Raw genomic sequence first — 12,715 nt, 5'->3', positions numbered from 1 at the left:
CTGCGGCCGGACCGGTGGGTTCCAACCGCCGGTCCGGTCTTCTTTCCAAGCTGAAGTGGGTTCCAGGGGAGGACCAGACGTCCCATGAGTTTCATCCAGATCACCGATACACATTTCGTCCCGGGCGACGCGCTGCTCTACGGAACGAGCCCTAAGAAGCGGCTGGCGCAAGCGGTCGATCTGATCCGCCGGTTCCATGGCGATGCCGAGGCGGTGCTGCTGACCGGCGATCTCGCCCATCACGGAGAAGAGGGGGCATACGAGACCCTGAAGGAGGTGCTCGCGCCCCTGGACATGCCGGTCTTCCTGATGATGGGGAACCATGACAGCCGGGCGCCGTTCCGCAAGGTCTTTCCGGACATGCCGGAGAGCGATGGCGGGTTCGTCCAGTTTGCCTTCGACGTCGCGGGCGCCCGGGTGATCTGTCTCGACAGCCTGAACGACGAGCCGGGCGATCACGAAGGCCGGCTCTGCGACAAACGCCTTTCCTGGTTGGACCGGGAACTCGGAAAGGCGCCGTCGGACAAGCCGGTTATCCTGGCGGTGCATCATCCGCCTTTCGATCTCGGCATTCCGGCGATGGACAAGATCAAGCTTCGTGACGGGGCGGCACTTTTCGAAGTGCTGCAGAAGCGACGCCCCGACCAGATGCTGTTCGGACATGTCCACCGGCCGATCGCGGGACACTGGCGCGGCATCCCGTTCTATCTGCAGCGCGCGGTCAATCATCAGGTCTATCTGAATTTCGAGGCGCGGGACGAGGTCGAGTTCGTGGAGGAGAATCCGGATATCGGTATCGTCCGCGTCAGCGAAGACGGAATTCAGGTGTTCACCCGTTCGGTCGGTGGCGAAGGTGAACCCTATTCGCACGACGAGGAGTGAGGCACGACTGCTTCACTCGGTCATTCCGGTTTCGCGACCGGGATGACCGGGGGGGATTTACATCAGGTCCCAGCCCGTCGCTGCGGCGAGATCCGCCTTTTGGACTCCGATGACGGTAACGGTTCCCCCGTCCGAGAATGTAACAACTGTGTTGCCGTTGATTTCCGTCCCCCCGCTGACTCCGAGGCTGTTCTGAAGCGCGAGCGTATCGGTGCCGGCCTGGAAATCGTTGACGGTGTCGTTGCCGCCTCCGAATTCGAAGACGAAAGTGTCCGCCCCATCGCCTCCGACGAGCGTGTCGTCACCCTTGTTGCCGAAGATATAATCGTTCCCCTCGCTGCCGGAGACGGCATCGTTGCCCTGGCCGCCATAGAGCACATCGTCGCCCTTGTTTCCGGCGATGGTGTCTTCGCCCTGGTTTCCGTAGACGACGTCGTTGTCCTGGCCGCCGAAGATCGCGTCCTCGTTTTCGCCCCCGAAGAGCGTGTCACCGCCGCGGTTGCCGTAGAGCACGTCGTCGTCATTGTTGCCGAGCACGGTGTCGCCGTCCTGACCGCCATAGAGCGTGTCCATTCCGCCGCCGCCGAAGACGCTGTCCGCCCCCTGGTTGCCGTAGAGAATGTCCTCGCCAAATCCGGACCCGATCGTATCCGCACCGGCGCCGCCGGAAAGCGTATCGTCCTCGGCACCGAGCGAGATGAATTGCGAGGCGTCGTCGCCCGTCACGTAATTCTGTCCGGCTCCGCCGGTGACTGTCGCCTGCCCCATGACCGAGGCGAATTCGATATTGTCCAACTGCAGTGTGGAGCCGGACGGAAGCGATCGCATGTCGATGACGAAAGCTTCCGACTGTCCGGAATTGCTTGTGCCGGAAATCACGATCGGGTCGGTGGCCGTGGTGCTCGTCGAGGTCGGTATAATGGTCCGCACGTCGAGCGTCGTCGTGCTGGCCAGATTGTTCAGGAAATTACGGGCGCCGCCGATCAGGGAAGTTTCCCCGGACGAATCCCGAACGTCGATGGCATTGACCAATGTATTCAGAGCATCGGTCGCGCTCTGTGCCGTTGCCGGCCCGGAGGAAGTTATGGAGACCGAAGGCGGCAGTGTGGCGGTAACGATGTTGCCATTGTTACCGGTGTTCTGGACGATCGCGGCCGTGCCGGAACTCGACCCGTTGTTTGTGATTGTCCGCGCACCGCCTGTATTGGTATCCGACGGGTCGTCATTCACAACCACCGGGCCGGACGATCCGTTCCCGCCGGAATCCCCCCCGCCCGAGGATCCTCCTCCAGACGAGCCTCCGCTGGAGGCGGCGTTGAAGGTGATGGTTGTGGCGCCGCCGGTAACGCTCGCGCTTATGGTCAGTCCGGCCGAAGCGTCCGCGATATTGATGGTGCCGCTGGATGTTGTAATCGTCGAACCCAAGGTCGTTCCGTTGAGCGCGCTCAGGGTGTCGTCGGTGATGACGATCTGGTCGCCGGCCGCGATGCCGCTGATCGTGTCTCCGTTAAATTCGTCTTTCGTTCCGCTGAATGTGTCGTTGCCGGCGCCGCCAGCCAGGACGTCCTGGCCGTTACCGCCACTCAGGAAGTCGTCGCCGGACAAACCGAACAGGCTGTCGTTGCCATCCTGACCGAGAAGACTGTCGCCGCCGCTTCCGCCGCTAATGACATCCGCGCCACCGCCGGCATTGATGGTATCCGCGCCGCTGGTGCCGGTGATGGAGTCGGCGGAGGTCGAGCCGGAGATGAGCTCGATACTGTCGAGGGTGGCGCTTGAGAGATCGAAGGCACCGCCGCCATTGAGGGCGAGGACATCGGTTCCGACGCCGCCGCTGACGGTCTCGGCCAGACCGGTGATGTCCGCCGAGGTGGCATGGAAGGTATCGGCACCGGTGCCGCCGATCAGGTTGTCCGCACCGCCGCCGCCCGAGACGAGGTTGGCGCCGTCGCCGGCATCGATGGTGTCGGCGACGCTGGTGCCGGTGATGGAGTCGGCGGAGGCCGAGCCCGAGATGAGCTCGATGCTGTTGAGCGTCGCGCCCGAGACATCGAAGGCGCCGCCACCGTTGAGGGCGAGCACGTCGGTTCCCGTCCCACCGCTGACGGTTTCCGCGAGACCCGTGATGTCGGAGGAGGTGGCGTGGAAGGTGTCGGCGCCTGTCCCGCCGATCAGATTGTCCGCACCCGCGCCGCCGGAGACGTTGTTGGCGCCGTCGCCGGCATTGATCACATCCGCTCCGCCGCCGCCGGCAATGGTGTCGGCGCCGCTGGTGCCTGTGATGGAGTCGGCGGAGGCCGAACCTGAGATCAGCTCGATACTGTCAAGCGTGGTGCTCGAAAGATCGAAGGCGCCGCCGCCATTGAGAGCGAGCACGTCGGTTCCCGTCCCACCGCTGACGGTTTCCGCGAGACCCGTGATGTCGGCCGAAGTGGCGTGGAAGGTATCGGCGCCGGTGCCGCCGATCTGGTTGTCGGCGCCACCGCCACCTGAGATGAGGTTTGCGCCGTCGCCGGCATTGATGGCGTCGGCGGCGCTGGTGCCGGTGATGGAGTCGGCGGAGGCCGAGCCGGAGATGAGCTCGATGCTGTTGAGCGTCGCGCTCGAGAGATCGAAGGCACCGCCACCGTTGAGGGCGAGGACGTCGGTTCCGCCGCCGCCGCTGACGGTCTCCGCGAGACCGGTGATGTCGGCCGAAGTGGCGTGGAAGGTATCGGCGCCGGTGCCGCCGATCAGGTTGTCCGCGCCACCGCTGCCTGAGATCAGGTTGGCGCCGTCGCCGGCATTGATGGCGTCGGCGCCGCTGGTGCCAGTGATGGAGTCGGCGGAGGCCGAACCCGAGATCAGCTCGATGCTGTCGAGCGTGGTGCTCGAAAGATCGAAGGCACCGCCGTCGTTGAGGGCGAGGACGTCGGTTCCGCCGCCGCCGCTGACGGTCTCCGCGAGACCCGTAATGTCGGCCGAGGTGGCATGAAAGGTATCCGCGCCGGTGCCGCCGATCAGGTTGTCCGCACCGCCGCCGCCTGAGATGAGGTTGGCGCCGTCGCCGGCATTGATGGTATCGGCACCGCTGGTGCCTGTGATGGAGTCGGCGGAGGCCGAACCCGAGATGAGCTCGATGCTGTTGAGCGTCGCGCCGGAGAGATCGAAGGCGCCGCCGCCATTGAGGGCGAGCACGTCAGTCCCGCCGCCACCGCTGACGGTTTCCGCGAGACCCGTGATGTCGGCTGAGGTGGCATGGAAGGTATCCGCGCCGGTTCCGCCGATCAGGTTGTCTGCGCCGCCGCCGCCGGAGACGAGGTTGGCGCCGTCGCCGGCATTGATGGTGTCGGCGCCGCTGGTGCCGGTGATGGAATCGGCGGAGGCCGAGCCTGAGATCAGTTCGATGCTGTTGAGCGTCGCGCCGGAGAGATCGAAGGCACCGCCGCCATTGAGGGCGAGCACGTCGGTTCCCGTCCCACCGCTGACGGTCTCCGCGAGACCCGTTATGTCCGCCGAAGTGGCCGCGAAGGTGTCGTTTCCTGCATCGCCGGAAAGGTTGTCGGCACCCGCGCCGCCAGAAATCAGGTCGTTTCCGTCACCGCCGAGCACGACGTCGGCATCGTCGCCTGCGAAAATCGTATCGTTGCCTGCCGCGCCGGAGATTGTGTCGGCGCCGGCCAGGCCGGAATAGGAATCGTTACCGGCGAGAAGGTCCACGGTGTCCGCGCTCGCGGTCCCGCTGAGGGCGTCGTCACCGGTCGTCGGACCGCTCACCGCATCGGCGAATATGAACGTGTCGAATGCCGGACTCCAGAGCGCGCTGCCGTCATAGGTAACAGTGAAGCTGGTGATATTGTTCCAGGTGCTGATCTGGCTGAGATTGCCGACACCGCTGCCGGAGCTGACGGAAAGGCCGCTCAGGTCCACCGAAGCGGTCGCTAGATTGAGGGTGGTTCCGGAACTGGGCGTGAATACGAAATTGTTCGAGGACAAGCTGGTGACTTCGGCGAACCTGAACGATGTCAGCGAGACAGCCGAATCGAAGCTGAAAGTCATCGTCGTGGTGGAGCGGAGGAAGTCGGGTGCCGTCAGGATGTAATTCCCGGACGTGCCCGCGCCGACGTCGGTGTTTCCGACAACGATGTTGCTATCCGTCGGTGTCGAGCCGGAATTCACCCGCGACTCGTTGATCGAGACGGTTAGCGTCACGCCGTTGTTCGTCGAAGTCACGCTTGTCGCAGTCGAGGAGTCGCCGAAGCCGATCGTCCCGGAGGCAAGAGTATGCGGGTAATTGGCAAGCGCCGCCGGCTCGAAGAGCGCTGCCGCCACCGGCAACCCGTTCCAGCCGGCATTGCCGCCGAGGTCGCTTTCCGACGCCGCGACGGAACCGCCGAGGCAACCCTGCAGTGCGCGCACGAAGCGCTCGCCCTCCGGACCGGCGCCTGTCGAGCAGGATGCGAGGACAATTTCGGCATCTCCGGACAGGGCCGAGGCGATCCGGGTGAGCGATTCCGTTGATTGTTCAAGAACGGAGCGATCGATCCAGGCCCCAGAGAGGTTGATCGCGCCCGGTTTTCCGTGGCCGACGACTACCAGTCGGTCGATCGCGGGGGCGTTCGTGAGCTGGTCTGCAATTTCTGAGAGAGCGCAGTCACTGTGTGCAAGGACGTGAACTTGTGCTCCGGAGGTTGCTCCGGACGCCAGAATGTCCGCTCGACATACACTGGAATCTATGAAGAAGACAGTGGATTTCGCAGCCATTGTAGCTGTTTCCTGACGTTTGCGATTAGGCTCCGGTGCTGCTGCAATTATCCTGACGTGCAGTCAAAATTCACCAAAGAGCACCTAATTTCTATGTAAATTTACATGTGGTCAATTGATTTCATTATGTTTTTTCGAATAATCAAAAAACTAAAGTTCATTTGTTTGGTGTCGCAATGCTTTAAATATTTAAATGATCTGATTGAATTAGCTTTCTTTCAGCAACCAAAGAATGTGACGCCATTTAATATGTGAATTTGATGGTTTTGCGCCCCTGGAAAATTTTGGTTCATGAGCTGGTGCGTTTAACCTAAGCGTGTGTATGTATGTATCTATGTATCTATGTATGTTCTGTGGCAGGCAGATAGGGCGGCAGCATGTTGTGGAGCTGGAAAGCAACCGCCCGCAGAGGGGCGGTTGCTCATACCGTTGCTAACAAGCAAGAGAGAGTTTAGTTGCGTGGCGGGTAGAGGCCCGACGTCACCATGCAGTATTTCAGCGCCATGACAGGCCCCTGAATGCCGAATGGTTGGCTTGCGCCGGTGTTGCCCACAACGACCGTGCCTCCCGAACCGGTGAATTCGAGACCGCCGACAGGAACAGGACTTCCGGTCCCCGGGCCATAAAGTTTGGCGTCCGGGTTTGGCGAAAGCGGATTGAGCGCGACTGATTGGAGATAGTTGTTCGGTGAGTCGGGAGTTGGTGATGCGCCGAGGCCGTCGTAGGCTTCGAGGGATATCTCGCTCTGACCGCTCGCTTCGAAAACGGCGGCGTGGTTATGCCTAGCGAGCTGGTTTTCCGTCAGCGTGTGAAACTCCTTGCCGCGCCATTGACCGAGTTTGATCGGGGTGAGGCCCGGTCCGGTGCCGTCCCCGATCGCGGAACGGCCACGCATATCCGGCAGTTGGAAGGTCGACCGGCAGTCGCCGCCCCAGTTGCAGCTCAAGAGGGAGAAAAGCGCCGTATTGTCGCCGATCTTAAGCATCTGCCCCTTAAGCTCGGTATAGCCGCGCGGGCAAAAACTGGCTGCCGTGGTGCAAACGGATCCAAGATAGGCAAGGGACGAGTCCGCGCAAACGGCTTCGGCTTTCTGTGTCGGCAACAGGAGAGCCGAGACGGCCGCGGCAGCTACGACTGTACGTGTCACGGAGCGTTTCAATATATCAAAGGGCATGTTTCTCTCCTCTTCCGGTTAGTTGCTCAAATTCAAACTATAGCAGTGCGCATATGAAGATATGCGCGACTAAAGTGTGTTTTTTGAGAAAACGAGACCTGTTTAATAGGGTTGACGGCTTTCTGGTGCGGCCTGCGATTCGCCGTAGATAAGGCGCGGCTTCCGGCATTTGAGCGAAGTCCGGGACGATTTTGCCGTATTCAGATCTGGCGAAGGTAGGACATGGCACGCGAACTTGCCGCGCCGGTACTCCCTGGCCGGAAATCATCCCGCCTATTCGATCTGCGCTGTCGGCCGTCGATCTCAGATAGGGCCATATGGCCCTGCTGGTCGAGCGGGAGCACGCGGTGGGAAATCGAGGAAGGGCCGACCTGCCGGCCGAAGATGTGTGGGGTCTGCAATATTTCGTGCACCATGACCCGCCACGGTAGGCTGCGATACCCGGAAGCGCTTACGGGGTCGGCTCTGCCGGAATCAGGCCGCGGGCCGCTCCTATAACAGCGCTCAGCTTCTCCCTGTCGCCGATCTGATTCGCGAGCAGCAGGATTAGCCGGGCGTTGAGGGCGTCGCTCTGGGCTTTCGTCAGGCCTTCATGGGCGGCGAGGAGTTCGGCGTAAAAACCGTCAGGGTTTTGCAGATTGGGGGAAGTCTTGAGTACGCTCACGCCATGCCTCCTGCAGCCATGCCGACTGCCGCCGCGACGGCGCGGGGATCGTACGACGGCCAGCGACCGGCGACATGCTGGTCCGGGCGGAGGAGATAGACCGCTTGTTTTGCCGTGCCGAGATAGCGCTCGCGGAGCGCGCCGGACGTATCGTCGCTTGCGGACAACGATATCCCGCGAAGCGGCAGGCCTGAGGCAGCGCTCGTCTCCGGAACGGCTTCATCGACGCCCAATAGAGTGAAGTCGCCGCCGAGTTTTTCCAGCAGCCAGCCGTTGCCCGACGGCGCATCCGCAGCGGGTGCGCCGGGCCGCGTGCGTGCGGGCCCGCCAGGTAAGGCGTCCGCTGTGTTCAAGGTCGAGGCGTCGTGGGTTGCGGGAACACTGAGGCGCCCGGAATTGACCAGAGGCCGGGCGAAGGCGTGATGCTCGGCAAGATCCAGAACGGCATCGCGGAAGATTCGGGACATCTCCGATTTCGGGGTGATGAAATCGGTCGAGCGGGTCGAGTTCAGGATGTTCTCGTCCGCGGCTTGCACACGCTCTTGATTGTAGCTCTCGATCAGGCTTTCCGGCGCCGTGCCGTCGAGCACCAGCTTAAGCTTCCAGGCGAGATTGTCGGTATCCTGGATGCCACTGTTGGCGCCGCGCGCGCCGAAGGGCGAGACCTGATGTGCGCTGTCGCCGGCGAAGAGCACGCGGCCATGGGCGAAGCGCTCCATGCGGCGACACTGGAAGGTGTAGATCGAGACCCATTCGAGGCTGAATTTCGCCTCCTCGCCGAGCATGGCCTTCAGGCGCGGGATCACGTTCTCCTCACGCACCTCCTTCTCTCGATCGATGTCCCAGCCGAGCTGCAAATCGATGCGCCAGACGCCGTCCGGCTGCTTGTGCAGCAGGGCGGACTGGCCGCGGTTGAAGGGTGGATCGAACCAGAACCAGCGCTCTGTTGGGAACTCCGCCTCCATCACTACGTCGGCGATCAGGAAATTGTCTTCGAAGACGCGGCCATGGAAATCCAGCCCGAGCATGGAGCGGACGGGGGACTTGGCGCCGTCGCAGGCGACCAGCCAGTCGGCTTCGAGGCTATAGGGCCCCTCCGGCGTCTCGACGGTGAGCCGAACACCTGTTTCGTCCTTTTCGACGTGGGTGACTTTGTTGCGGCCGCGGATCTCGACCGGTTTGCCTTCCGCCTGCAATTCGCGCAGGCGCTGCAGGAGCCCGACCTCGAAATGGTATTGCTGGAGGTTGATGAAGGCGGGGCGGCGGTGACCCGCTTCGGGGAGCAGGTTGAACTCGTAGACCTGCCGCTCGTCGAAGAACACCTTGCCCTTGTTCCAGGTGACACCCTTCTCGACCACCGGCTGGCCGCAGCCGAGCCGGTCGAGGATCTCCAGCGTCCGTTTGGAGAAGCAGATCGCGCGCGAGCCGTGGCTGACCTTCTCGTTGTCGTCGAGCACCAGGACCGGCACGTCCTTCAGCGCCAGGTCGACGGCGAGCGCGAGGCCGACCGGCCCCGCGCCGACCACGACGACCGGGTGCCGGACCGGGGCTTTCGCGTCCTGGTCCGGCGAGCGTTCGTAGGGATAGAGCGGCTGCTCGAAGATCCGGCTCATGGGACGGCCCTCCTAGCCCTGGAGCTGTTCCCACATCTGCCGGTCGCGCTCGGCGGTCCAGATCCGGGGGGTGTCCATGCCGAGCGCCTCGTCATAGGCGCGGGTCACGTTGAAAGGCAGGCAATGCTCGTAGATCGGCACGTCGCTGAATTTCGGGTCGCAGGCGGCGCGCACCGCGTCCCAGGCTTCCTTCAGCGAGCCGCCGCGCGCCGCGACGGCGGCCGCCGGGCGGTAGGTGTTGATGAGGAAGTCACGGGTGAAATCGAGCGCCGCGTCGACCTGCTCGACACCAACAAGGGCGGCGCCGCGCCCCGGCGCGATGGCCAGCGGATCGTAGCTCTTGATGTTGTCGAGGGTGTTGCCCCAGTCGCTGAAATGGCCGTCGCCGCAATAGCAGGCGGCCTTGTACTCGACGATGTCGCCGGTCAGCATCACGCGCTCGTCCGGGACCCAGGCGACGATGTCGCCGGCGGTATGGGCGCGGCCGAGATGCATCAGGTCGACCCGGCGGTTGCCGAGATAGACCGTCATCTTGTCCCGGAAGGTCATGGTCGGCCAAGTCAGGCCCGGGATCGATTCATGGCCCTGGAAGAGGCGCGGGAAGCGGCCGAACTCGCTGTCCCAGTCTTCCTGTCCGCGTTCGGCGACCATGGCGCGGCATTTCTCCGAGGCAAGGATCTGTTCCGCCCCGTAGGCTGAGGCGCCGAGCACGCGGACCGCGTGATAGTGCGAGAGCACGACATACTTGATCGGCTTGTCGGTGACGGTGCGGATCTTCTCCACCACCTTGTGCGCGAGACGCGGGGTCGCCTGCGCGTCGACGATCATCACGCTGTCGTCGCCGATGATGACGCCGGTGTTCGGGTCGCCTTCGGCGGTGAAGGCCCAGATGTCCCGGCCGATCTCGCTGAAGGTGATCTTCTTTTCCGCCATGTCGCCCATGGACGCGAATTGCTTGGCCATCTGGCCGTCCTCCCGTTTGCTCTCTTCTTGTTGTCTAGTCGCGTGCGGGCAGAACCCTGCCCGTGCAGTCTCCGAAACCGATCCTGTAGCCCTTGCCCTGCGCATGCCCCCGAAGGGTGACGCGGTCGCCGTCCTCAAGGAAGCTGCGCGTAACGCCGCCGGGCAATTCGATTGGCGTCTTGCCGCCCCAGCTCATCTCCAGCAGCGAGCCGTAGCTGTCCGGCGTCGCGCCCGAGATCGTCCCGGAGCCGAGCAGGTCGCCGGTCCGCATCGGGCAGCCGCTGCTGCTGTGATGGGCGAGCTGCTGAGCCGCCGAGTAATACATCGTGCCGTAATTGGTCCGGCTCACCACCGTTTCCGAGTCCGAGCCCGCAGGTGTCAGCGCGACTTCGAGATCGATGTCGTAGAGCATCGGTCCAGGCTCTTCGAGATAGGGCAGAAGCGTCTTCTCCCGCTCCGGCGTCGAAGTGCGGAACGGCTCCAGCGCGGCCCTCGTCACCACCCAGGGCGAGATCGTGGTGCAGAAGGCCTTGCCCTGGAAGGGGCCGAGCGGCTGGTATTCCCAGGCCTGGATGTCGCGCGCCGACCAGTCGTTCAGCAGCACGTAGCCGAAGATCATCTCATCCGCTTCCGCGACCGAAACCGGCTTGCCGAAGCCGCTTCCCGTGCCGACCACCGCGCCTATTTCCAGCTCGATATCGAGCCGTTTGCTCGGGCCGAATTCCGGCATCTCGGCGTCCGGCGCCTTGAGCTGGCCTTTCGGGCGGTGGAAGTCGGTGCCGCTGACCACGACGGAGGAGGCGCGGCCGTTATAGCCGATCGGGATATGCAGCCAGTTCGGCGGCAGCGCGTTCTCCGGCCCGCGGAACATGGTGCCGACATTGAAGGCGTGCTGTTTGCCGGCATAGAAGTCGGTGTATTCGCTGACCCGGAACGGCAGATACAGGGTCACGGCGGCGAGCGGATGCAAGTAGCGCCCCTCCTTCTGCCGCACCGCGCCATCGCCGCTCTCGCGCAGCAGATCTGTGAGGCGGGCGCGGACCGCGGCCCAGATCTTCGGGCCGCGCTCCATGAAGGGGTTCAGTTCGGGCGCGGAGAAGACCGGGGCATCGCCTGACGGCAGCAGCCCATCGGCTTCGAGCGCGGCGAGGTCGAGCACGCGATCGCCGATGGCGACGCCGCAGCGCGGCGCGTCCTTGCCGTGGGAGAAGACGCCGTAAGGCAGGTTCTGGACCGGAAAGTCCGAGCCCACCGCGTTGGCGGACGGAAGCCAGCTTCGCATGGTCACTTGATGCCCGGCGTTCCGTCGAACTTCTTCTCGAGCCCGGTCCAGCAGCCGATGTAATCGTCCTGGATCGGGGCTTCCTTGGCGGCATATTCCGTCAGGTGCTGCGGGAAGCGGGTCTCGAACATGAAGGCCATGGTGTCGGCCAGCTTGTGCGGCTTCAGCTCCGCATTCGAGGCCCCCTCGAAAGCCTGGGTGTCGGGGCCGTGCGGCAGCATGCAATTGTGCAGGCTCATCCCGCCGGGCACGAAGCCCTCCGGCTTGGCGTCATAGGCGCCGTAAATGTTGCCCATGAATTCCGACATGATGTTGCGGTGATACCAGGGCGGGCGGAAGCTGTGCTCGGCCACCATCCAGCGCTCCGGGAAGATGACGAAATCGATATTCGCCGTGCCCGGCGTCTCCGACGGCGCGGTCAGCACGGTGAAGATCGACGGGTCCGGATGGTCGAACAGGATCGCGCCGACCGGCGAGAAGGTGGTGAGGTCGTACTTGAAGGGCGCGTAATTGCCGTGCCAGGCGACCACGTCGAGCGGCGAGTGCGGGATCTCGGTGACGTTGAAACTGCCGCACCATTTCACGATCAGGCGGCAGGGCGTCTCCTTCTCCTCGTAGGCGGCGACCGGGGTCTTGAAGTCGCGCGGATTGGCGAGGCAGTTAGCGCCGATCGGGCCGCGGCCGGGCAGGGTGAACTTGGCGCCGTAATTCTCGCAGATATAGCCGCGCGCTTCCTTGTCCAGCAGCGTTACCTTGAAGATCATGCCGCGCGGCACAATGGCGATCTCGCGCGGCATCAGCGTCATGCGGCCGAGCTCGGTGAAGATCTCGATGCGGCCGAGCTGCGGCACGACCATCAGCTCCGCGTCCGCGTTCATCATGTAATCGTCTGTCATGTCCGCGTTGCAGGCATAGACATGCACTGCCATGCCCGCCTGGGTATTGACGTCGCCGGCGGTGGTCATGGTCCTGATGCCGTGCACGAAGTCGGTCGGCGCGCCCGGCACCGGGACCGGGTTCCAGCGGTACTGGCCGAGCGGCAGGCCGTGGTCCGGCTGGTGCGGCGCGGTCTTCCAGCCGTCGACGGAGATGCGGGCGAAGCGCGAGGTGTGTTTCACGGACGGGCGGATGCGATAGAGCCAGCTGCGCTCGTTCTCGCCGCGGGGCGCGGTGAAGGGGCTGCCGGAAAGCTGCTCGGCATAGAGGCCGTAGGCGCATTTCTGCGGGCTGTTCTGACCCTGCGGCAAGGCGCCCGGCAGCGCTTCGGTCTCGAAATCGTTGCCGAAGCCCGGCATGTAGCCGCTGGCGGTCCCGGTCAGCGGATTGCTTTGCATGGACGCGGATTCGGAAACCTTGTTCATTCCGTCCTCCCTAGGGCGCTGTTTCAGGCCCGG

Annotated in this window: 8 protein-coding genes; 1 reads left to right on the top strand and 7 read right to left on the bottom strand. The window is 63.6% G+C overall.

Annotation, left to right across the window (positions count from 1 at the left end; all coding sequences use genetic code 11):
• Positions 1–84 precede the first annotated feature (84 nt).
• Positions 85–882: a phosphodiesterase gene (locus NUH88_RS05690; RefSeq protein ID WP_257770519.1), complete on the top strand. Its 798-nt coding sequence runs from the start codon at positions 85–87 to the stop codon at positions 880–882.
• A gap of 57 nt (positions 883–939) precedes the next feature.
• Here NUH88_RS05690 and NUH88_RS05685 read toward each other — a convergent pair whose 3' ends face one another.
• The 7 genes from NUH88_RS05685 to hmgA all read right to left on the bottom strand — a co-directional run bounded on the left by NUH88_RS05685 (position 940) and on the right by hmgA (position 12,682).
• On the bottom strand, positions 940–5,625 hold the full coding sequence (locus NUH88_RS05685; protein WP_257770518.1) for a beta strand repeat-containing protein: 4,686 nt from the start codon (positions 5,623–5,625) through the stop codon (positions 940–942).
• 451 nt (positions 5,626–6,076) lie between these two features.
• Positions 6,077–6,799 (bottom strand): phage tail protein, encoded by a 723-nt coding sequence (locus tag NUH88_RS05680; protein ID WP_257770517.1) that lies wholly within the window; start codon positions 6,797–6,799, stop codon positions 6,077–6,079.
• A gap of 451 nt (positions 6,800–7,250) precedes the next feature.
• Complete coding sequence (locus NUH88_RS05675) at positions 7,251–7,463, bottom strand: DUF2783 domain-containing protein (protein ID WP_257770516.1); 213 nt, start codon at positions 7,461–7,463, stop codon at positions 7,251–7,253.
• The gene (locus tag NUH88_RS05670) at positions 7,460–9,076 is read right to left on the bottom strand and encodes an FAD-dependent oxidoreductase (RefSeq protein ID WP_257770514.1); all 1,617 of its coding nucleotides are present in this window, start codon (positions 9,074–9,076) and stop codon (positions 7,460–7,462) included. Before NUH88_RS05670 ends, NUH88_RS05675 begins: the two co-directional genes overlap by 4 nt.
• 12 nt (positions 9,077–9,088) lie before the next feature.
• On the bottom strand, positions 9,089–10,039 hold the full coding sequence (locus tag NUH88_RS05665) for an MBL fold metallo-hydrolase (RefSeq protein WP_257770512.1): 951 nt from the start codon (positions 10,037–10,039) through the stop codon (positions 9,089–9,091).
• A gap of 34 nt (positions 10,040–10,073) precedes the next feature.
• The gene (gene fahA / locus NUH88_RS05660) at positions 10,074–11,321 is read right to left on the bottom strand and encodes a fumarylacetoacetase (protein WP_257770510.1); all 1,248 of its coding nucleotides are present in this window, start codon (positions 11,319–11,321) and stop codon (positions 10,074–10,076) included.
• Positions 11,322–11,323: 2 nt separating this feature from the next.
• Positions 11,324–12,682, bottom strand: coding sequence for a homogentisate 1,2-dioxygenase (gene hmgA / locus NUH88_RS05655; RefSeq protein WP_372743547.1), 1,359 nt, complete (start codon positions 12,680–12,682; stop codon positions 11,324–11,326).
• Positions 12,683–12,715 lie beyond the last annotated feature (33 nt).

The sequence above is a fragment of the Nisaea acidiphila genome (assembly GCF_024662015.1).
GTDB classification, from domain to species: Bacteria; Pseudomonadota; Alphaproteobacteria; order Thalassobaculales; family Thalassobaculaceae; genus Nisaea; species Nisaea acidiphila.
Note: the sequence above shows the minus strand (reverse complement) of the source record. Positions and strands in the feature narration are given on the sequence as shown.